Raw genomic sequence first — 21,481 nt, 5'->3', positions numbered from 1 at the left:
GCCCGGGGCGGCCGGGCCTCGACGGGTGCGTCCGGTCCCGGCGGGTGACCGCCCGCTGCGGCCCGCGGCCCGCCGCGGCGGGCCGAGCGCTGACGGCTCGTCTGGTGGGGTCGGCGGAAATCGGGTAGTACGGACTGGTAGCACCGGTCAGTAGCCGGCTACCCGGAGGTGACGCAACCGTGTCCGCACCCGTCGCAACACGCAAGGTCTCCGAACGCGAGGCACGCCAGGTGGCCGAGGCCGCCCGTGAGCGGGACTGGCACCGGCCGAGTTTCGCCAAGGAGCTCTTCCTCGGCCGCTTCCGCCTCGACCTGATCCACCCGCACCCGCTCCCGGCGCCGGAAGCCGTCGCCAAGGGCGAGGAGTTCCTCGCCCGGCTGCGGGAGTTCTGCGAGACCTCGATCGACGGCGCCAGGATCGACCGCGAGGCGCGCATCCCGGACGAGACGATCGTGGGCCTGAAGGAGCTGGGCGCCCTCGGGATGAAGATCGACCCCGCCTACGGCGGTCTCGGCCTCACCCAGGTGTACTACAACAAGGCGCTGGCCCTGGTCGGCACCGCGAGCCCCGCGGTCGGCGCGCTGCTGTCCGCGCACCAGTCGATCGGCGTGCCGCAGCCGGTGAAGATGTTCGGCACCGACGAGCAGAAGCAGGCGTTCCTGCCGCGCTGCGCCCGTACCGACATCAGCGCCTTCCTGCTCACCGAGCCCGACGTCGGCTCCGACCCCGCCCGGCTGGCCACCACCGCGGTCCCCGACGGCGACGACTACGTGCTGGACGGCGTGAAGCTGTGGACCACCAACGGCGTCATCGCCGACCTGCTGGTCGTGATGGCCCGGGTGCCCGCCTCGGAGGGCCGCAAGGGCGGCATCAGCGCCTTCGTGGTCGAGGCCGGGAGCGAGGGCATCACCGTCGAGAACCGCAACGCCTTCATGGGCCTGCGCGGCCTGGAGAACGGCGTCACCCGCTTCCACCAGGTGCGGGTCCCGGCCGCGAACCGGATCGGCCCCGAGGGCGCGGGCCTGAAGATCGCCCTGACCACCCTCAACACCGGCCGCCTCTCGCTGCCCGCGGGATGCGTCGGCGCTGCCAAGTGGTGCCTGAAGATCGCCAGGGAATGGTCCGCGGCCCGCGAGCAGTGGGGCAAGCCGATCGCCGAGCACGAGGCCGTCGGCGCCAAGATCGCCTACATCGCCGCCACCACCTTCGCGCTGGAGGCCGTGCTCGACCTGTCCTCGCAGATGGCCGACGAGGAGCGCAACGACATCCGGATCGAGGCCGCCCTCGCCAAGCTCTACGGCTCCGAGGCCGCCTGCCGGATCGCCGACGAGCTGGTCCAGATCCGCGGCGGCCGGGGCTTCGAGACCGCCGACTCGCTGGCCGCCCGCGGCGAGCGGGCCGTACCCGCCGAGCAGCTGCTGCGCGACGTGCGGATCAACCGGATCTTCGAGGGCTCCACCGAGATCATGCACCTGCTGATCGCCCGGGAGGCCGTCGACGCCCACCTGTCGGTGGCCGGCGACCTCATCGACCCGGACGCCTCGCTCGGCGACAAGGCCAAGGCGGGCGCCAGGGCCGGCGGCTTCTACGCCAAGTGGCTGCCCAAGCTCGTCGCGGGACCCGGGCAGCTGCCGAACGCGTACGCCGAATTCGACGGCCTCGCCCCGCACCTGCGCTATGTCGAGCGCAGCGCGCGCAAGCTCGCCCGCTGCACCTTCTACGCCATGTCGCGCTGGCAGGGCCGGATGGAGACCAAGCAGAACTTCCTGGCCCGCATCGTGGACATCGGCGCCGAGCTGTTCGCGATGAGCGCCGCCTGCGTGCGCGCCCAGCACCTCGCGGCCGGCAGCGACCACGGCCCGCAGGCGCGCCGGCTCGCCGACACCTTCTGCCGGCAGGCGCGGGTGCGCACCGACGAGCTGTTCGCCCGGCTGTGGACCAACACCGACAGCGCCGACCGGGCCCTGACCGAGGCGGTGCTCCGCGGCGACACCCAGTGGCTGGAAGCGGGCATCGTCGACCCCAGCAGGGACGGCCCCTGGATCGCCGAGACCGGGCCCGGCCCCTCCAAGAGCGCCGACGTGCACCGACCCGTGCACTGAGCAGGACCGCGGCTGCGCGCCGTCCACAGCCTGTGCGGGGCAGTGGACGGCGCACAGCTTCCGCACGACACAATGGCCCCATGACGGATGCCCTCGCAGACCCGCACTACCGCCCGTACGCCACCAACGCCCCGGCGGACGGCCCCCGCGACATCGTGATCCTCGGCTCGACCGGCTCGATCGGCACCCAGGCCATCGACGTGGTGCTGCGCAACCCGGACCGCTTCCGCGTCACCGCGATCTCCGCGGCCGGCGGCCGGGTCGCCCTGCTCGCCGAGCAGGCCCACCAGCTGCGGGTACGGACGGTCGCCGTCGCCGACGAGGCCGCCGTCGGCCCGCTGCGCGAGGCGCTCACGGCTCTGTACGGGCCGGGTGCCGCGCTGCCCGGGATCATCGCGGGACCCGAGGCCGCCACCGAGGCCGCGGCGCTCGAATGCCACTCCGTGCTCAACGGCATCACCGGCTCGATCGGGCTGCGGCCGACGCTCGCCGCGCTGCGGGCCGACCGGGTGCTGATCCTGGCCAACAAGGAGTCGCTGATCGTCGGCGGGCCCCTGGTGAAGGCGCTCGCCAGGCCCGGCCAGATCGTGCCCGTCGACTCCGAGCACTCCGCCCTCTTCCAGGCGATGCTGGGCGGCCGCCGCCAGGAGGTGCGCAAGCTGCTCGTCACCGCGTCCGGCGGCCCCTTCCGCGGCCGCAGCAGGGCGGAACTGGAGTCGGTCACACCCGCCGACGCGCTCGCCCACCCCACCTGGGCCATGGGTCCGGTCATCACCGTCAACTCCGCGACCCTCGTCAACAAGGGCCTTGAGGTGATCGAGGCGCATCTGCTCTACGACGTCCCCTTCGACCGGATCGAGGTCGTCGTCCACCCCCAGTCGTACATCCACTCCATGGTGGAATTCGTCGACGGCTCCACAATTGCGCAGGCCAGCCCGCCCGACATGCGGATGCCGATCGCCCTGGGCCTGGGCTGGCCCGACCGGGTGCCGGACGCCGCACCGGCCTTCGACTGGTCGAGGGCGTCGACATGGGAGTTCTTCCCGCTGGACGAGGACGCCTTCCCGTCGGTCGCACTGGCCCGCCATGTGGGTAGCCTCGGGGGCACCGCACCCGCGGTGTTCAACGCCGCCAACGAGGAGTGCGTCGACGCCTTCCTCGCCGGCCGGCTGCCGTTCACCGGGATCGTGGACACCGTCGCGAAGGTCGTCGAGGAGCACGGCACTCCCGAGTCGGGAACTTCGCTGACGGTCGAGAACGTCCTCGAAGCGGAGGCCTGGGCACGCGCCCGGGCCGTGGAACTGGCCCGGACTTCGGAGGCAACAGGGGTATGACCGCTCTCATGACGGTCCTCGGCATAGTGGTTTTCGCCGTGGGCCTGATGGTCTCCATCGCCTGGCACGAGCTGGGCCACCTCTCCACGGCCAAGCTGTTCAAGATCCGCGTGCCGCAGTACATGGTGGGGTTCGGCCCGACCGTGTGGTCCCGCAAGAAGGGCGACACGGAATACGGCTTCAAGGCCATCCCGCTCGGCGGCTACATCCGCATGATCGGGATGTTCCCGCCCGGCGAGGACGGCCGGATCACCGCCCGCTCCACCTCACCGTGGCGCAGCATGATCGAGGACGCCCGCTCCGCCGCGTTCGAGGAGCTGCAGCCGGGCGACGAGACGCGGCTGTTCTACACGCGCAAGCCGTGGAAGCGCGTCATCGTGATGTTCGCCGGACCCTTCATGAACCTGATCCTGGCCTTCGCGCTGGCGCTCGCGGTCTTCATGGGCATCGGCATCGCCAAGCAGACCACGGTGGTCAGCTCGGTCAGCGACTGCGTGATCTCGCAGGCCGACACCGCCAAGCGCAACCCGGACAACCCCTGCCTGGCCGCCGACCCCGTCGCACCCGCCAAGACCGCAGGCTTCCTGCCCGGCGACAAGTTCCTGGAATTCAACGGCCGCCCGGTCAAGGACTGGGCCGAGCTGTCCAAGGACATCAGGACCGGCGCGGGCCCCGCCACCATCGTGGTGGAGCGCAACGGCCGGCAGGTCACCCTGCACCCGGTGATCACCACCAACGTCGTCGCGAAGACCGACAGCCACGGCGACGTGCAGGACGGCACCGTGACCGCCGGCTTCCTCGGCTTCAGCCCGGCCAGCCACATCGAGCCGCTGGGCTTCACCAGCTCGGTCAGCCACATGGGCGACATGGCACGGCAGGGCGTCGACTCGCTGCTGCGGCTGCCGCAGCGCATCCCCGACCTGTGGCGGGCCACCTTCGACGGCGCCCCCCGCAAGGCGGACTCCCCGATGGGCGTGGTCGGGGCCGCCCGCGTCGGCGGCGAGGTCTTCTCGCTCCAGGAGCCGGCCATCGACCGGATCGCCACCATGGTGATGCTCGTCGCGGGCTTCAACCTGTCGCTGTTCCTCTTCAACATGCTGCCGCTGCTGCCGCTGGACGGCGGCCATGTGGCCGGCGCGCTGTGGGAGTCGTTCAGGCGGCACACGGCCCGGGTCTTCCGCAAGCCCGACCCCGGACCCTTCGACGTGGCCAAGCTCATGCCGGTCGCCTATATCGTGGCCGGAATCTTCGTGTCCTTCACTTTGCTCGTGCTGATCGCCGATGTGGTCAACCCGGTCAAACTCAGCTCGTAATGCCCTGAGCCGAGTGAGAGACGTGGGGCGGGTGCCGTAACCTCGAAGCGGAGCCCGCCCACGCCGGGACTTGTGTCACACCTTGGGGAAGCCACGCAGATGACCGCGATTTCGCTCGGTATGCCGGATGTTCCGACCAAGCTCGCCGAACGCCGCAAGAGCCGTCAGATCCAGGTGGGAACCGTCGCCGTCGGCGGCGACGCCCCGGTGTCCGTCCAGTCCATGACCACCACGCGCACCTCCGACATCGGCGCCACCCTCCAGCAGATCGCCGAGCTGACCGCTTCCGGCTGCCAGATCGTCCGGGTCGCCTGCCCGACGCAGGACGACGCGGACGCTCTTTCCACGATCGCCAGGAAGTCCCAGATCCCGGTCATCGCGGACATCCATTTCCAGCCGAAGTACGTCTTCGCCGCGATCGACGCCGGCTGCGCCGCGGTGCGGGTCAACCCGGGCAACATCAAGCAGTTCGACGACAAGGTGCGGGAGATCGCCAAGGCCGCCTCCGACGCGCGCATCCCGATCAGGATCGGCGTCAACGCCGGCTCGCTCGACCGCCGCCTGCTGGAGAAGTACGGCAAGGCCACCCCCGAGGCGCTGGCCGAGTCCGCGCTGTGGGAGGCGTCGCTGTTCGAGGAGCACGGCTTCCGCGACATCAAGATCTCGGTCAAGCACAACGACCCGGTCGTGATGGTCAACGCCTACCGGCTGCTCGCCCGGAAGTGCGACTACCCGCTGCACCTCGGGGTGACCGAGGCGGGCCCCGCCTTCCAGGGCACCATCAAGTCCGCCGTCGCCTTCGGCGCGCTGCTCGCCGAGGGCATCGGCGACACCATCCGCGTCTCCCTCTCGGCGCCGCCCGCCGAGGAGGTCAAGGTCGGCATCCAGATCCTGGAGTCGCTGAATCTGCGGCAGCGCCGCCTGGAGATCGTCTCCTGCCCGTCCTGCGGCCGCGCCCAGGTCGACGTCTACAAGCTCGCCGACCAGGTCACCGCCGGTCTTGAGGGCATGGAGGTGCCGCTGCGGGTCGCCGTCATGGGCTGCGTCGTCAACGGCCCCGGCGAGGCCCGCGAGGCCGACCTCGGTGTCGCCTCCGGCAACGGCAAGGGGCAGATCTTCGTCAAGGGCGAGGTCATCAAGACGGTGGCCGAGTCCAAGATCGTCGAGACGCTGATCGAGGAGGCGCTCAAGCTCGCCGAGCAGATGGAGAAGGACGGAGTGGCCTCCGGTGAACCCCAGGTGAGCATCTCCTGACCGGCGCGTTCCCGTCCCGCCCCGGGCCCGGTATCGGCGGGCGCGGGGCGTGGCACGCCCGTGCGAGGTAAAGTGCCCAGTCCATTCCCCGCCTGCACGAGCGGCCCAGAAGGCGAAAACGGTGAGGCGTCCACGTGCTGACCCACTCGACTGCCCGCGTCCTCGAACCCGGTGACCTCGACGCGGCGCTGGCCGTCCTGCACAGCGACCCGGTCGCCAACGCGTTCGTCACCTCCCGGGTCAATGTCGCCGGACTCGACCCGTGGCGGCTCGGCGGCGAGATGTGGGGCTGGTACGCGGCCGGCCGGCTCACCTCGCTGTGCTACGCCGGCGCCAACCTCGTACCGATCTGCGCCACCCCCGAGGCGGTCAGCGCCTTCGCGGAACGCGCCCGCAGGTCGGGCCGCCGCTGCTCGTCCATCGTCGGCCCCGCCGACGCCACCGCCGACCTGTGGGCCCGGCTCGAACCGCACTGGGGTCCCGCCCGCGAGGTCCGCCGCCACCAGCCGCTGATGACCACCCGCGCCCTGCCCGCCGACATCGCGCCCGACCCCCGGGTCCGGCGGGTCCGCAAGGACGAGATGGAGGTGATCATGCCGGCCTGCGTGGCGATGTTCACCGAGGAGGTCGGCGTCTCGCCGCTGGCCGGCGACGGCGGCCTGCTCTACCAGGCCCGGGTCGCCGAACTCGTCTCCACCGGGCGGGCGTTCGCCCGCATCGAGGACGGCGAGGTGGTCTTCAAGGCGGAGATCGGCGCCGTCACCCGCCACACCTGCCAGATCCAGGGCGTCTGGGTCGCCCCCTCCCACCGCGGCCGCCGGCTGTCCGAGTCCGGCATGGCCGCCGTGCTCCACTACGCCCTGCGCGACGTCGCCCCGGTGGTCAGCCTCTACGTCAACGACTTCAACGCCCCGGCCCGCGCCGCCTACCAGCGGGTGGGCTTCACCGAGGTCGGCGCCTTCATGTCGGTCCTGTTCTGAACCCCGGCCGCCCCGGGCACCGCACCGCGCCGCCACCGCCCCGGGCACCGCACCGCGCCGCCACCGCCCCGGACACCGCACCGCGCCGCCACCGCCCCGGACACCGATCCGGGCGGACCGAGAAAGGCAGTAATGTCGCCGCCCATGGAGAACGTGGTGGTCGGGACGAGCGATCTTGCCGCGCATGTCGATGAGGCGCTCGCCGTACAGGCACTCGCCTTCGGGCTCGGACCCGAGGAAGTGGCGATCAGGCGGCAGATCGTCCTGCGGCATCTGGCCTGTCCCGGGGCGCGGGCGCTGGCCGCGCGGACCGGGGACGGGCGGCTGGTCGGCTTCGTGTACGGGCTGCCCAACGACCGTACGCACTGGTGGTCCAGCGTCGTGCAGCCGTACCTGCGCCGGGAGGGCAACGACGGCTGGCTCGACGAGTCCTTCGTGATCACCGAACTGCATGTGCTGCCCGACTTCCAGAGCCGCGGCATCGGCCGCCGGCTGATCACCGCGATCACCGACACCGCCGCGGAACCGCGCAGCATCCTGTCCGCGATCGACGGCGACACCCCCGCCCGGCGGCTCTACCGCGCCCTGGGCTACCGCGACCTGGCCCGCCCGGTCCACTTCCCCAGCGCCTCCCGGCCGTACGCGGTGATGGGCGCCCCGCTGCCCCTGCCGCGCTGACCGCGGGGCGGCTACAGCCAGCTCGCGAACTCCAGCAGCAGCTCGCCGTCCTCGCGCCGGCCCGCCGACAGGCACCGGACGCCCGCCTCCACCGCGCGGAAGACCGCCCAGCCGCGCAGCCGGGCGGCGTCCACGTCGAGCGCCTCGGCGAGCTTCGCGATCCGCCGCCTGGCGGCGGCCCGGGCACCGGGCTGCGCCACCAGCGTCGAGAGCCGGTCCCTGGTCAGCCATGCCAGGTCGTACGCCCGCTCCCCGACCAGCGGCCTGGGGTCGATCGCCAGCCACGGCGTCCGCTCGCCCGCCAGCACATTGCCGTGGTGGTAGTCGCCGTGCAGCAGCACGCTCTCCACCGAGGCGGCCGAGTCCGCCAGTTCGGCCCGCGCCGCGAGTGCCTCGTCGATCAGCTGCCCGGCGTCCGCCGCGCCGGCCGCCGTACGCAGCTCCCGCAGCAGCGCGGCCTGCCCGCCGGTCGCCGTGGCGACCGTGCGGAAGGGGTGGTCACCGGCCGGCTGCACCCACAGCCGCTGGAGCACCGCCTCGGCCTCCAGCATCGCCTTGGCCTCGGCCAGCGAGCGCAGCGAGATGTCCGCGCGCAGCCGCTCCAGCAGCATCGCGCCCTCGGCCGGCTCCGCCCGCAGCAGCCGGGCCGCGCCGCGCCCGCCCCAGTGGGCGAGCGCCGCGTGCTCCTGCTCCGTCTCCTGGTTGACCATGCCGACCTTGAGCACCGCGGGCTCGCCGCCGGCCGTGCGGACCAGCACGACCATGCTGATCCGGCCGCCCGCCGCGACGACCCGCTCGGCGGTCAGCTCCCAGCGCTCCAGGCAGTCCGCCACCCGGCCGGGCAGCCGCGCCAGCCACGCCTGGCCCGCCTCGCCCTCCCAGGCGGTGACGCTGCGGACCAGCCGCTCGGGCGGTTCGAGGTGCGCTGCTGAACCCATCGCCTGCCCTGCCCTCCGTGCGGCTCCCGGCGCCCGGCGGCGGCGTTCAGCCGAACTCCGCCAGACCCGGGAAGGCTACGCTGCCGCCGCGCCATCGCACCGCCCGCACCGCCGCGTCCCGCATCGCACCGGCCGCGTCCCGCCGCAGGTCACCGATCGCGCTGCGCACCACGTCGCCGTAGGCGCCCGCCACCCGGTCCTCGACGTACGCCGCGAGCCGTTCCGCGGCCGCCGCGTCGGAGACGGCGAAGGGCAGCTCGTAGCCGGCCGCGGTGGTCACCGGGGACGCACCGAGGTCGGCGACCGTACGCGCCAGGCTGTCGCGGCGCGCACGGTGGGCGTCGTAGCCCTGCTGCGCCTCGGCCTGCCTGCTGCCGGTCAGGTGGCCGCCGACGACCCCGTAGCCGTACACCGCGGCGTGCTCGGCGGCGAGCGCCGCCTGCACCGCGTCGATGACCGCGTTCATGCCCCGTCCGTCCCCTCGTTCGTCGGCCGCCCGCCGGCCCGGGTGCCGAGCAGCGCGGCATGGCCCGCGCCGGCCGCCGCGACCGAGGCCATCAGCCGGGCCAGCCCGCCGGGCACGGTCAGTACGGTGGCGGCCCTGCGGTCGGCCAGGGAGCGTTCCGCGGCGGCGAGTGCCGCCAGCGTCTTCGCGGTGGTGGCCGGCGCCGCGGTCGCCGCCGGGACGGGCGCGGTGGGCGCCTTGCCGCCGAAGGCCTCGATGTGCCGGACGACCTCGGCCCGCAGCGGCCGCAGCCGGGCGGCGAGCGAGGGGTGCGCGGCCGCGGCGGCGTCGTAACGCCCGATCAGATCCGTGCTGTCGCGCACCGCCTGCGCCTGCTCCGCCACCCCGGGGAGCGACGCGGGGGCCTTGTCCGACGGCCCGCCGGACGGTCCGTCAGCGCCCTTCGCGCACCCGGCGCCGACCGCCACGACCGCTGCCGCCACCACACTCCGCCTGCTCAGCCGAGCGGCCGCCTCCGGGATCATGGGGGGAGTTTACGGGTGCCGGAGTGGCGCGGCGCCCTGCCCCGGCTCGGGTAGCCTTGCCCTTACACGCGACCTTCCATCACAACAGCACACGCGGCCGAGGAGTCACCCGGATGAGCACCACCCAGAGCGAGAGGCTGCGCGCGCTGCTTGAGCCGCTTGTCGGCAAGGCCGGTCTCGACCTGGAGGACGTCACGCTGACCGCGTCGGGCCGGCGGCGCCAGCTGCTGGTCGTGGTGGACGCCGAGGACGGGGTGCAGCTGGACACCGTGGCCGCGGTGAGCCGCGCGGTGTCCCAGGCGCTGGACGACTCGGACGTGATGGGCGAGACGGAGTACGTCCTCGAAGTCACCTCGCCGGGCACCGACCGGCCGCTGACCGAGCCCCGGCACTTCCGGCGCAACTCCGGGCGGCTGGTGAAGCTGGCGCTCAAGGAGCGCGGCGAGCTGATCGCACGGATCATGGCGGTGGACGAGACGGGTCTCGACCTGGAGGTGCCGGGCGTCAAGGGCCGCAAGCCCAAGCCCGCCCGCGCGGACTTCGCGGAGATCGCGAAGGCCCGGGTCGAGGTCGAGTTCAGCCGCAAGGCCGGTGAGCCGGACGACGAGGCGCTCCCTGACGACGGCACGGAAGACGACGTGGAAGACGACGAGATGGACGGCAGCGACATCGACGAGACCACAAAGGAGGCGTAGCCGTGGACATCGACATGAAGGCCCTGCGGGGTCTGGTGCAGGAGCGGCAGATCTCGTTCGAGCTGCTGGTCGAGGCCATCGAGTCGGCGCTGCTGATCGCCTACCACCGCGAGCCGGGCAGCCACCGGCGCGCCAGGGTGGAGCTGGACCGCACCAGCGGGCATGTGACGGTGTGGGCGACCGAGGACCCCGACGAGGTCGCCGAGGGCGCCGAGCCGCGCGAGTTCGACGACACGCCGTCCGGCTTCGGGCGGATCGCCGCGTCCACCGCCAAGCAGGTGATCCTGCAGCGGCTGCGGGACGCCGAGGACGACATCACCTTCGGGGAGTACGCCGGCCGCGAGGGCGACATCGTGACCGGCGTCGTCCAGCAGGGCAAGGACCCCAAGAACGTGCTGGTCGACATCGGCAAGCTGGAGGCCATCCTGCCGGTGCAGGAGCAGGTGCCCGGCGAGGAGTACAAGCACGGCGTCCGGCTGCGTACGTACGTCGTACGGGTCGCCAAGGGCGTGCGCGGCCCCTCCGTGACGCTGTCGCGCACCCACCCGAACCTGGTCAAGAAGCTCTTCGCGCTCGAAGTGCCGGAGATCGCCGACGGCTCGGTCGTCATCGAGGCGATCGCCCGCGAGGCGGGTCACCGCAGCAAGATCGCGGTCAGGTCGGCCCGCTCCGGGCTCAACGCCAAGGGCGCGTGCATCGGACCGATGGGCGCCCGGGTGCGGGCGGTCATGGCCGAGCTGCACGGCGAGAAGATCGACATCGTGGACTGGTCGGACGACCCGGCCGAGATGGTGGCGAACGCGCTGTCGCCCGCCCGGGTGTCCCGGGTCGACGTGGTGGACGCGGGTGCCCGCTCCGCCCGGGTCACGGTGCCGGACTACCAGCTGTCGCTGGCCATCGGCAAGGAGGGGCAGAACGCCCGGCTCGCCGCCCGGCTCACCGGGTGGCGGATCGACATCCGCCCCGACACCGAGGGCACCGAGCACGCCCCCGCCGCCCCGCACTCACCGGTGCAGGCGCGTCCGGAAGGCTGAAACCGTACCCATGCGTGGCCGAATTTCCGGCTGACATGAAACGAACAACCGTGCGTCGGCACACTCGAAGGAGTGAGGTCCGCGCGGGGAGGTAGACTGAGAGTGTCTGGTCGGACGCTGCCACCAGCATGCCCGGAGCGTACGTGCGTGGGCTGCCGTCAGCGAGCGGCCAAGCGCGATCTGCTGCGTGTGGTGATGAATGGGGATGCCTGCGTCCCCGATCATCGCGGTACGCTGCCCGGTCGGGGCGCATATCTGCATCCCGCCCTTGCCTGCCTCGACCTGGCGGTCCGCCGCCGGGCGTTCGGCCGGGCCTTCCGAGGCCCGGCGGTGGCGCCCGATACCGCGGAAGTACGCCGGTTTGTCGAGCAGCAGGCAGCCCCGTAAGAAGGCACGAAGAAGTACGGCACGGATCATCCCGTGCGATCAGGTACCTCGCGAGATGGAAGTAGGTCGAGATTGCGATGAGCACTCGATGAGTACGCGATGAGTACGCCCATGAAGTAGCGACGGTCCGGCGGACGATCACCCCGGACCTAAAAGGAGCGAAGTGGCTAAGGTCCGGGTCTACGAACTCGCCAAAGAGATGGGAGTTGAGAGCAAGGTCGTCATGGCCAAGCTCCAAGAACTCGGTGAGTTCGTCCGTTCGGCGTCCTCGACGATCGAGGCGCCGGTAGTTCGCAAGTTGACCGACGCATTCCAGGGACCGGCCGGCGGCAGCGCCGGCAAGTCCGCTGCGAAGCCCGGGGCGCCGCGCAAGAGCGTCCCCGCCAGGCCGGCCCCCACCCCGGGTGCGCCGGCCCGTCCCGCTGCCCCGGCACCCAAGCCGGCGGCCGGCGGCCCCGTCACCCCCGCGGCCCCCGCCGCGCCGAGCACCGGCTCCGCGCCGGCGCCCGGCCCGCGCCCGGGTCCCGCAGCACCCAAGCCGGCTCCGGCCGCGCCCAAGCCCGCCCCGGCAGCACCCGTGCCGGCCGCGGAATTCCAGGCGCCGCCCGCCGCGCCCCCGGCGAGCCAGCCCTCCAGGCCCGGCTCCGCCACCCCCGGCCCGCGCCCGGCCCGACCGGCCCCGGCCGGCGGTCAGCGCGACGGCGGTCAGCGTGACGGCGGTCAGCGTGACGGCGGCCAGCGTGACAGCGGTCCCCGCCAGGGCGGGCGCCCCGCGCCCGGCCAGGGCGGTGCGGCACGTCCCGGTGGCGCGCGTCCCGCGGGTCCGCGTCCCGGCAACAACCCCTTCACGTCCGGCTCCACCGGCATGCCGCGCCCCGGTGGCGCGCCGCGTCCCGGCGGCGGCCAGGGCGGTGCCCCGCGTCCCGCGGGTCCCGGCGGCGGCGCTCCGCGCCCCGGTGGTGCCCCGCGTCCCGGCGGCGGCCAGGGCGGTCCCGGCGGTGCGGGCGGTGCCCGTCCCTCGCCGGGCGGCATGCCCCGTCCGCAGTCCGCGGGTCCGCGCCCGAACCCGGGCATGATGCCGCAGCGGCCGGCCCCCTCCCCGGGCGGTCGCCCGGGTGGCGGTCCCGGCGGGCGTCCCGGTGGCCCCGGCGGTCGTCCCGGCGGCGGCGGTCCCGGTAGCCGTCCCGGCGGCGGTGGCGGCGGCTTCGCCGGCCGTCCGGCGGGTCCCGGCGGCGGCGGTCGTCCCGGTGGCGGCGGTGGCGGCTTCGGCGGCCCGCGTCCCGGTGGCGGTGCTCCCGGCGGTGGCGGCGGCTTCGGCCCCCGTCCCGGCGGCTTCGGCGGGCGTCCCGGTGGTCCGGGCGGCCGTGGCGGAACGCAGGGCGCGTTCGGGCGTGGCCCGGGCGGACGTCCGGCGCGCGGCCGTAAGAGCAAGCGTCAGCGGCGCCAGGAGTACGAGGCCATGCAGGCCCCGTCCGTGGGCGGCGTGCTGCTGCCCCGCGGCAACGGCCAGACCGTGCGCCTGTCGCGCGGTGCCTCGCTCACCGACTTCGCCGAGAAGATCAACGCCAACCCGGCGTCGCTCGTCCAGGTGATGCTCAACCTCGGTGAGATGGTCACGGCCACCCAGTCGGTCTCGGACTCCACCCTGGAGCTGCTGGCCGGCGAGATGAACTACGTGCTGGAGATCGTCAGCCCGGAGGAGGAGGACCGCGAGCTGCTCGAGTCCTTCGACATCGAGTTCGGCGAGGACGAGGGCGGAGAGGACGCACTGCAGCCGCGTCCGCCGGTGGTCACCGTCATGGGTCACGTCGACCACGGCAAGACCCGCCTGCTCGACGCGATCCGCAAGACCAACGTGGTCGCGGGCGAGGCCGGCGGCATCACCCAGCACATCGGCGCCTACCAGGTCGCCACCGACGTCAACGGTGAAGAGCGCAGGATCACCTTCATCGACACCCCCGGCCACGAGGCGTTCACCGCCATGCGTGCCCGTGGTGCGAAGTCCACCGACATCGCGATCCTGGTGGTCGCGGCCAACGACGGTGTGATGCCGCAGACGATCGAGGCGCTGAACCACGCCAAGGCGGCCGAGGTGCCGATCGTGGTCGCGGTCAACAAGATCGACGTCGAGGGTGCCGACCCGACCAAGGTGCGCGGCCAGCTCACCGAATTCGGGCTGGTGGCCGAGGAGTACGGCGGCGACACCATGTTCGTCGACATCTCCGCCAAGCAGGGTCTGAACATCGACAGCCTGCTGGAGGCCGTGATCCTCACCGCGGACGCCTCGCTCGACCTGCGGGCCAACCCGGAGCAGGACGCGCAGGGCATCGCGATCGAGGCTCACCTGGACAAGGGGCGCGGCGCCGTGGCGACCGTCCTGGTCCAGCGCGGCACCCTGCGTGTCGGCGACACCATGGTCGTCGGCGACGCGTACGGCCGCGTCCGCGCCATGCTCGACGACAAGGGCGAGAACGTGGAGGAGGCGACCCCGTCGACTCCGGTGCTCGTCCTCGGTCTGACCAACGTGCCCGGCGCCGGCGACAACTTCCTGGTCGTCGACGAGGACCGCACGGCCCGGCAGATCGCCGAGAAGCGTGCCGCCCGTGAGCGCAACGTCCGCTTCGCCCGCAAGGGCGTGCGGTTCTCCCTGGAGAACCTGGACGAGGCACTCAAGGCCGGTCTGGTGCAGGAGCTCAACCTCATCATCAAGGGCGACGCGTCCGGTTCTGTGGAGGCTCTCGAGTCCTCGCTGCTCCAGCTCGACGTCGGCGACGAGGTCGACATCCGCGTCCTGCACCGCGGAGTGGGTGCGGTCACCGAGTCGGACATCGACCTGGCGACCGGCTCCGACGCCATCGTGATCGGCTTCAACGTCCGCGCGGCCGGCCGTGCCGCGCAGATGGCCGAACGCGAAGGCGTGGACGTCCGCTACTACTCGGTGATCTACCAGGCCATCGAGGAGATCGAAGCGGCGCTCAAGGGCATGCTCAAGCCGGAGTACGAGGAGGTCGAGCTGGGCACCGCGGAGATCCGCGAGGTCTTCCGCTCCTCCAAGCTCGGCAACATCGCCGGTGTGCTGGTCCGCTCCGGCGAGGTCAGGCGCAACACCAAGGCCCGGCTGCTCCGCGACGGCAAGGTCATCGCGGAGAGCCTCAACATCGAGGGGCTGCGCCGCTTCAAGGACGACGTCACCGAGATCCGTGAAGGTTACGAGGGCGGTATCAACCTCGGCAACTACAACGACATCAAGATCGACGACGTCATCGCGACGTACGAGATGCGCGAGAAGCCGCGCGGCTGACCCCGCAGGCCGGCCGTACGGGATGCCGTACGGCCGGGTGAGGCTCGGGCCGGGGCCGGTCGGCGGGGAAAATCCCGTCGATCGGCCCCGGCCGTCGCCTGTAACGTCGTACCCATGTATGCAGGCACATTGTGCTTCGACCTGCTCCTGGGTGACGTACGGTCCCTGAAGGAGAAGCGGTCCGTGGTCCGCCCGATCGTCGCTGAGCTGCACCGGAAGTTCGGGGTCAGCGTGGCGGAGACCGGGGAGCAGGACCTCTACCGCAGGGCCGAGATAGGAATCGCGGTGGTATCCGGAGACCTCGCACACCTCAAGGACGTACTCGACCGGTGCGAACGCTGGATGATCGCCCGTCCCGAAGTGGAACTGCTGTCCGCACGGCAGCGCGTCCACGGCGACGACGACTGAGACGAACGACCCAGGACACAGAGAGAAGAAGACGATGACCGACACCGCGCGGGCGCGCAAGCTGGCCGACCGCATCCGGGTCGTGGTCGCGGAGACCCTGCAGCGGCGGATCAAGGACCCGCGGCTGGGCTATGTGACGATCACCGACACCCGGGTCACCGGCGATCTGCGGGAGGCGACGGTCTTCTACACGGTCTACGGCGACGACGCGGAGCGGGCCGCCTCCGCCGCGGCCCTGGAGAGCGCCAAGGGCGTGCTCCGCTCCGAGGTCGGCCGGCAGACCGGGGTGCGCTTCACGCCCACCCTGGCCTTCGTCGCCGACGCGCTGCCGGACAACGCGCGCACCATCGACGACCTGCTGGCCAAGGCACACGCCGCCGACGAGGAGGTCCGCAAGGCCGCCACGGACGCGCAGTACGCCGGGGACGCGGACCCGTACCGCAAGCCGGCCGACGAGGACGACGACTTCGAGGCCGACGACGCCGCCGGCGCTGACGCTGAGACCGCCGACGATGACGCGGACAACGGCAAGGGCGGTACGTCGCCGGCATGACCCGCACCACATCACCCTCCGGGCTGGTCGTCGTCGACAAGCCCGGCGGGCTCACCTCGCACGGCGTCGTCTCCCGCGTGCGCCGGCTGGCCGGCACCCGCCGGGTCGGCCACGCCGGCACGCTCGACCCGATGGCGACCGGCGTCCTGATCATCGGCGTGGAGAAGGCCACGAGGCTGCTCGGGCACCTCGCGCTGACCGAGAAGGAGTACGTCGCCACCATCCGGCTCGGCCAGACCACCGTCACCGACGACGCGGAGGGCGACATCACCGCGACGGCGCCGCCCGGCGCCGTCGCCGCGGTCACCCGGGAGGCGGTCGACGCCGGGATCGCCGCGCTCACCGGGCCGATCCAGCAGGTGCCGTCCAAGGTCAGCGCGATCAAGGTCAACGGGGTGCGGTCCTACACCCGGGTCCGGGAGGGCGAGGACTTCGAGCTGGCCGCGCGGCCGGTGACGGTCTCGTCCTTCACCGTCCAGGACGTGCGCCCCGCCGAGTCCGGCGACGCGCTCGACCTCGACGTCACCGTGGTCTGCTCCTCGGGTACGTACATCCGGGCGCTGGCCCGCGACCTCGGCGCCGGGCTCGGCGTCGGCGGACACCTCACGGCGCTGCGCCGCACCCGGGTCGGCCCGTACGACCTCGCCGGCGCGCGCACGCTGGAGCAGCTCGGGGAGGACTTCGGCGTCCTGCCGATCGAGGACGCCGCCGCCGCGGCCTTCCCCCGCTGGGACGTCGACGCGGACCAGGCCGGGCTGCTGGGGAACGGGGTGCGCATCAGGACCCCGGAGCTCGTGGCGGGGCCGCACGCCGTGTTCGGGCCCGACGGTCGGCTCCTGGCCCTGGTCGAGGCCGACGCGGGCCAGGCGCGGATTCTGGCGGGCTTCCCGGCGTAGCCCCTGCGGGGGGGCTCGCCGCGTTGTCGGCCGCGGGTACGCCGTGGCTTGTCGCGCCGTTCCCCGCGCCCCTGGTGGGTGCCGCTTGGGGTGGGGGCTTGTGCGCCCCGTCGTCGTGATTGCCCGCGCCGTTCCTCGCGCCCCTGGGGGGTGCGTCACGCGGTGGCCCGCGCGCTTGCGGTGCGTTGTGGCTTGTCGCCCAGTGCCTCGCGCCCCTGGTGGGTGCCGCTTGGAGCGGGGGCTTGTGCGACCCGCCGTCGTGGTTGCCCGCGCCGTTCCCCGCGCCTCTGGGGGGTGCCTTGTGCGGTGGCGGCGCTTCTTTCCCGCCGTCGTGGTTGCGCGCGCAGTTCCTCGCGCCCTTGGGGCGGTGGCTCTTGCGGTGCCCCTCGCCTGCCGCGCCGTCGTGGCTGGGTGCGCCGTTCCCCGCATCCCTGGGGGTGTGCCCTCTTCGCGGAGGTGGGGTGCCCCGGAGGGGCGCGGGGAACGGCGCGATCAGCCGTCCGGAGGGGGGAGGTCCCGGGGCCAACGGGTCCGGGCAGGGGGCGGGAGGACCCCCGGGTCACCCGGATGGCGGGGCGCTCGGGGCGAAGGCAGGGCGCGGGAGGGGGCGCCTTCCCACCTGACCGCCGCGAAGCGGCATCCGCACACTACCGTCGAAGCGGGACGAATTGGGCGCGGCGGTGGCGGGGGAGGTAATCGGGTGGCGGCGGCACGCGGCGCGGCCGACGGCGGATCGGACGACGTCTTCGTCCGGGTCTGCGACCTGGCCGGACGGCCCCGCGGCACCGGCTTCCTCGCCGACCGCGACGGCACGATGGTGACCAGCCACGAGGCGGTCGACGGCCTCGCCCGGCTGGTCCTGCACGCCCCTGGCGGCCAGCTGTGCCTGGTCGAGGCGGCAGCCATCACCGCGCTCCCCGAGCAGGGCCTCGCCCTGGTGGCCACCGAAGGCCTGACCGTGCCGCCGCTGCCCATCGCCCCCGGCGGCCCCGCGCACCCCGAGCGGCGGATACGGGTGCGGCTGCCGCAGCGTACCGAGGGCGCGGTGCTGGGCACGGCCACCGTCACATACACCGCGACCGACCGCTTCCACCTGCTGGAGGACGTCTACGAACTCGCCCTGGACGGCGCAGACCTGAGCCGCGTACCGCCGCAGGCGTCCGGCGCGCCGGTGATCGACGCGGCGACCGGCGCGGTGCTCGGCGTCGTCGCCACCGCGCTGCACGCCGGGCACCGGGCGGCCGGCTTCGCCCTGCCGCTGTGGCCCGCTGACACCCCGCCCGCGCTGGCCGAGCTGCTGGCGCGCAATGCCGCGACCGTGCCCGGCTACGGGCCGCACCTCAACCTCGCGGGCGCGCTCCAGCTCACCGCGACCTCGGTCGGCGCCGCGACCGGCCCCGGCGCGTGGCGCGACCCGGTCGCCCGCCCCTACGTCGCCGAGGCGTTGCGGGACTTCTCCGCCGCATATGGCGACGACGCGGCAATGGTCCTCGGCCTGGTCGGCGAGCCCGGCAGCGGCCGTACCACCGAGCTGGTGCGGCTCGCCGCCGACCGGGCGCGCGGCACGCTGCCCGCGCCCACGGTGTGGCTGCGCGGTGCGGAACTGCGTCCCGCGGACGGCGGCATCAAGGACGCGGTGGAGCGCTCGCTGCGTTCCGCGGCCCGTATCGTCGGCGCCGCCACGACCGGGGAGCCGCTCTACGCCTCGCCTGACGCCGTCGCCGGCCTCGCCCGGGCCGCCGGGCGCCCGCTGCTGATCCTGCTGGACGCCCCGGAGGAGATGCCGACGGCCCTCGCCCACGCCCTGCCCGACTGGGCCGCGGGCACCGCCGGCTGGCTCCGCGCGGGCGCGGCGCGGCTGGTCATCGCCTGCCGCCCCGAATTCTGGGACCAGGCGGGCCGGCTGCTGCCCGCCTGGCTGCTCCACGGCCCTGCGGCCGTATCGCGCGCGGACGGCGGGCAGGCGCTGCCGCCGTGCCTGCGGCTCGGCGACCTGGACGCGGCACAGGCCGCGGCGGCGCGCGAGCGCTACGGCGTGCCCGAGGGCGCGCTCGGGGGCGCGGACGAGGCGCATCCGCTGACACTGCGGCTGCTGTCCGAGCTGCGCGCGGCCGTGGCGGAGGGCGCGGGTGGGACACCGTCGCGGGCGGAGGTCTTCGCCGCGCACCTGGACCTGGTGTGCTTGCGGATCGCGGTCCGGCTGGCCGCCGCCGCGGACCCGCCGGTACGCGGCACCGGCGTACGGCGGCTGGCCGCCCGGGTCGCCGGACAGGTGCACGAGGCGGCCCGCCGCTGCCTCGGGCCCGGCCAGGGCGAGCTGGACCGGGAGGCATTCGAGGAGCTCTTCCCGTGGCGTACGGGCTGGGCCTCCGCCGTGCTGACCGAGGGCCTGCTCGTGCCCGCGGGCGCCGGCTACCGCTTCGCCCACGAGGAGGCGGCCGACTGGCTCCAGGCCGTCCACCTGGACCTGGGCGCGGCACTGCACGCCCTGGTCCACCGCTGGTTCGCCCCGCAGGCCGCGCACTCCGCCGACGCGCCCGTACGCCTGCCGGCGCGTCCCGCGGCGCGTCCCGCGGCGCGCGCCGGGCAGCCGCCGCCCGTACCGCAGGCGCCCCCGGTCGCCCCGCTGTCCCCGCGCGCGCTGCCGGTGCCCCGGCACCGCGCGGGGCCTGTCGTGCAGGCGCTGCTGATGGCGCCGCCGCATGTCCTGACCCGGCATCTGGCGGGCCTGGCCCAGGCCCTGGACCACAGGACCCCGCCGCCGACCCGCTGCACCCCGCGCAAGGCGCCCGCACTGCCGCCACCGGCCGACCTCGACGCCGACACGGTGCCCACCCCCCGGACCCGCAGGGGCGTCCGCCGCGACGCCGCCCCCGGCGTCCCGCCGCAGGACCTCGGCGACGGCGGCTGGCCCCACGGGGTGTCCGCCGCCGGGCGGCCGGCCCCGCCGGGACCGGAGGAGCGGCGCGGCGACGCCTTGTGGTGGGCGGCGCATCTGCTGCGGGAAGTGCTGCTGCGGCTGCCGGACGCGGCGGTCTGCCGCGGAGTGCTGCGCGACCTGGCCGCCAGGACGGCGGTACGGGCGGTGGAGCGCGGCGGCTTCACGGCGGAAGGCATGGGCGGGCTCGGCGACTTCGGGCCGTGGTTCTGGCGCCGGGTGCGGCTGCCGGTCGCGGAACGCCTCGAACTGCTGCGGCTGCTGCTGCCCGCCGACGGCCCGCCCGGGGCGTCGGACCGCTCGGACCGCTTCCTGGCCGCCGTCGCCGAGCTGCTGTGCCACTTCCCGGCCGAGGCGGTGCCCGCGGTGTGCGGCTGGTTCGACGACGACCGGCCGCTGCAGGCCCCGGCGGGCGTGGCGGGGTCGCGGCTGACCGTCGCCTCGGCCGCGCAGGCGCTGCTGCACACCCACCGCGGGCAGGCCGTGGACGACCTGACCGAGGCCCTGGTCGCCGCGGCGCACCCGGGCGCCGACGAACTGCTGGCCGCCCTGGTCGAGGACGAGCCGTCCGCGGTGTGCCGGGCCGTCGACCGCTGGGCGCACGACCCGCGCCCGGGGCGGCATGTCGCGGCAGCCGCGTACGGGTCCCGCGCCGCGCTCGTCGTCCGCTCCGACGCCGACCGCGAACTGCTGCGTTACGCCGCCCTGACGATCCTCGCCCGCCCCGCCGACTGCGCGCTGCACGGCGCCGCCCTGGGCATGCTCGTGCGCGACCCCGCCACGCGCGACCGCCATCTGCCGGTCGCGCTGGGCCGTTTCACCGCGGGCGACCCCCGGGTGCCGGCCGGACCGCTCGCCGCGGCGCTCACCACCCATCCGGAGCCGGTACTGGCCGCCTTCCAGGCCCGGCTGCGGTCCGCGGATCCCGGCCGGGACGAGAGCGACCTGTTCGCGGCCATGGCCGCGGTCACCGACCCGGCGCTCGCCCGCAGGACCGCCGCGCTGGTCCAGGACCACCTGCGGCACCGCCCGGCAGGCGCCGCCGGTGTGGCGCGCTTCCTCGACCTGCGGCTCGAACAGGGTCCGGGGGTGCGGGCCGTTGTCCTCCCGCTGACCGCCGCGCTGCTGCGCGACCACCCGCCGCATGTCCGCGGCGCCCTCCTCGCGGTGCTCGCCGCTCCCGGGAGCCGGCTGTCCCGGCCGCTGCGCCAGGAGCTGCTGGACGCGGCCCTGGAGACCGAACGCGACCCCGATGTGCTGGACGCGCTGCTCACCGCCGCCGCCGACGGTGCCCGCCGCCGGCCGCCGCCCCTCACCCACGACCTGGTCCGCCGCCTCGGCCTGCTCCTCGGCCGCACCCCCGAAGGCGCCGCCCGCTTCGACCGCCGCATCGTCGAACTCGCCGCCGCCGTACCCGACTTCGGCCATCTCCTCCTGCGCTGGCTCACCGACACCACCACCTGGGACCCCCTTGTGGGCCCCAGCGCCCGCCACCGCCTCACCCGCACCTCCTGACCCCGCGACGCCCGGCCGGCCCGCGCGGAACCCCGCGCCCGGCCGCGACCGGCGGCGCCCGCGGGCGCCGCCGCAGCACCCCGCGGGGCCGGCGGGTGTCCGGACGCGACCAGCCCGGGGGCGCGCCCCCGGGTGTCGGCATGGCAGTCTTGGCTCTGCAGAAAA

17 protein-coding genes are annotated in these 21,481 nt (G+C 74.1%); 14 read left to right on the top strand and 3 right to left on the bottom strand.

All coding sequences use genetic code 11. From position 1 onward, the window contains the following. The first annotated feature begins 179 nt into the window (after window positions 1–179). From OHA86_RS09590 to OHA86_RS09565, 6 genes are all read left to right on the top strand, one after another. Complete coding sequence (locus tag OHA86_RS09590; protein ID WP_329174144.1) at window positions 180–2,102, top strand: acyl-CoA dehydrogenase family protein; 1,923 nt, start codon at window positions 180–182, stop codon at window positions 2,100–2,102. A gap of 80 nt (window positions 2,103–2,182) precedes the next feature. Next, window positions 2,183–3,436, top strand: coding sequence for a 1-deoxy-D-xylulose-5-phosphate reductoisomerase (dxr, locus tag OHA86_RS09585; RefSeq protein ID WP_329174142.1), 1,254 nt, complete (start codon window positions 2,183–2,185; stop codon window positions 3,434–3,436). Beyond that, a complete protein-coding gene (locus OHA86_RS09580) occupies window positions 3,433–4,749 on the top strand; it encodes a M50 family metallopeptidase (RefSeq protein ID WP_329174140.1) in 1,317 nt (438 codons plus the stop codon). Before dxr ends, OHA86_RS09580 begins: the two co-directional genes overlap by 4 nt. Window positions 4,750–4,848: 99 nt before the next feature. Next, entirely contained in the window at window positions 4,849–6,003 is a 1,155-nt protein-coding gene (ispG, locus tag OHA86_RS09575; protein ID WP_329174138.1) for a flavodoxin-dependent (E)-4-hydroxy-3-methylbut-2-enyl-diphosphate synthase, read from the top strand. Between the two features lie 134 nt (window positions 6,004–6,137). Next, on the top strand, window positions 6,138–6,983 hold the full coding sequence (locus tag OHA86_RS09570; protein ID WP_329174136.1) for a GNAT family N-acetyltransferase: 846 nt from the start codon (window positions 6,138–6,140) through the stop codon (window positions 6,981–6,983). Between the two features lie 144 nt (window positions 6,984–7,127). Continuing rightward, window positions 7,128–7,661, top strand: a complete 534-nt coding sequence (locus OHA86_RS09565; RefSeq protein ID WP_329174134.1) for a GNAT family N-acetyltransferase — start codon at window positions 7,128–7,130, stop codon at window positions 7,659–7,661. Window positions 7,662–7,672: 11 nt separating this feature from the next. Here OHA86_RS09565 and OHA86_RS09560 read toward each other — a convergent pair whose 3' ends face one another. The 3 genes from OHA86_RS09560 to OHA86_RS09550 are packed head-to-tail and all read right to left on the bottom strand — an operon-like array spanning window position 7,673 to window position 9,589. Then, window positions 7,673–8,599, bottom strand: coding sequence for an aminoglycoside phosphotransferase family protein (locus tag OHA86_RS09560; RefSeq protein WP_329174132.1), 927 nt, complete (start codon window positions 8,597–8,599; stop codon window positions 7,673–7,675). Window positions 8,600–8,645: 46 nt separating this feature from the next. After that, window positions 8,646–9,065 (bottom strand): ferritin-like domain-containing protein, encoded by a 420-nt coding sequence (locus OHA86_RS09555; protein ID WP_329174130.1) that lies wholly within the window; start codon window positions 9,063–9,065, stop codon window positions 8,646–8,648. Next, window positions 9,062–9,589, bottom strand: a complete 528-nt coding sequence (locus tag OHA86_RS09550; protein ID WP_329174128.1) for a hypothetical protein — start codon at window positions 9,587–9,589, stop codon at window positions 9,062–9,064. The genes OHA86_RS09555 and OHA86_RS09550 overlap by 4 nt, the downstream gene beginning before the upstream one ends. Window positions 9,590–9,702: 113 nt before the next feature. Here OHA86_RS09550 and rimP point away from each other — a divergent pair, with 113 nt between their 5' ends. The 8 genes from rimP to OHA86_RS09510 all read left to right on the top strand — a co-directional run bounded on the left by rimP (window position 9,703) and on the right by OHA86_RS09510 (window position 21,316). Then, on the top strand, window positions 9,703–10,284 hold the full coding sequence (rimP, locus tag OHA86_RS09545) for a ribosome maturation factor RimP (RefSeq protein WP_329174126.1): 582 nt from the start codon (window positions 9,703–9,705) through the stop codon (window positions 10,282–10,284). 2 nt (window positions 10,285–10,286) lie between these two features. Beyond that, window positions 10,287–11,318, top strand: coding sequence for a transcription termination factor NusA (nusA, locus tag OHA86_RS09540; RefSeq protein WP_329174125.1), 1,032 nt, complete (start codon window positions 10,287–10,289; stop codon window positions 11,316–11,318). Window positions 11,319–11,420: 102 nt separating this feature from the next. Then, window positions 11,421–11,705 (top strand): YlxR family protein, encoded by a 285-nt coding sequence (locus OHA86_RS09535; protein ID WP_329174123.1) that lies wholly within the window; start codon window positions 11,421–11,423, stop codon window positions 11,703–11,705. A 163-nt stretch (window positions 11,706–11,868) separates the two neighbouring features. Then, window positions 11,869–15,006, top strand: a complete 3,138-nt coding sequence (gene infB / locus OHA86_RS09530; protein WP_329174122.1) for a translation initiation factor IF-2 — start codon at window positions 11,869–11,871, stop codon at window positions 15,004–15,006. Between the two features lie 114 nt (window positions 15,007–15,120). Then, window positions 15,121–15,414 (top strand): DUF503 domain-containing protein, encoded by a 294-nt coding sequence (locus OHA86_RS09525; protein WP_329174120.1) that lies wholly within the window; start codon window positions 15,121–15,123, stop codon window positions 15,412–15,414. 34 nt (window positions 15,415–15,448) lie between these two features. Beyond that, the gene (gene rbfA / locus OHA86_RS09520) at window positions 15,449–15,967 is read left to right on the top strand and encodes a 30S ribosome-binding factor RbfA (protein ID WP_329174119.1); all 519 of its coding nucleotides are present in this window, start codon (window positions 15,449–15,451) and stop codon (window positions 15,965–15,967) included. After that, complete coding sequence (truB, locus tag OHA86_RS09515) at window positions 15,964–16,863, top strand: tRNA pseudouridine(55) synthase TruB (RefSeq protein ID WP_329174118.1); 900 nt, start codon at window positions 15,964–15,966, stop codon at window positions 16,861–16,863. The genes rbfA and truB overlap by 4 nt, the downstream gene beginning before the upstream one ends. 700 nt (window positions 16,864–17,563) lie before the next feature. After that, window positions 17,564–21,316 carry a trypsin-like peptidase domain-containing protein gene (locus OHA86_RS09510; RefSeq protein WP_329174116.1) on the top strand — a complete coding sequence of 1,251 codons (3,753 nt, stop codon included), beginning with the start codon at window positions 17,564–17,566 and terminating at the stop codon, window positions 21,314–21,316. The last annotated feature ends 165 nt before the right edge of the window (window positions 21,317–21,481 follow it).

This window comes from Streptomyces sp. NBC_01477 (genome assembly GCF_036227245.1).
Classification (GTDB): Bacteria; Actinomycetota; Actinomycetes; order Streptomycetales; family Streptomycetaceae; genus Actinacidiphila.
Note: the sequence above shows the minus strand (reverse complement) of the source record. Positions and strands in the feature narration are given on the sequence as shown.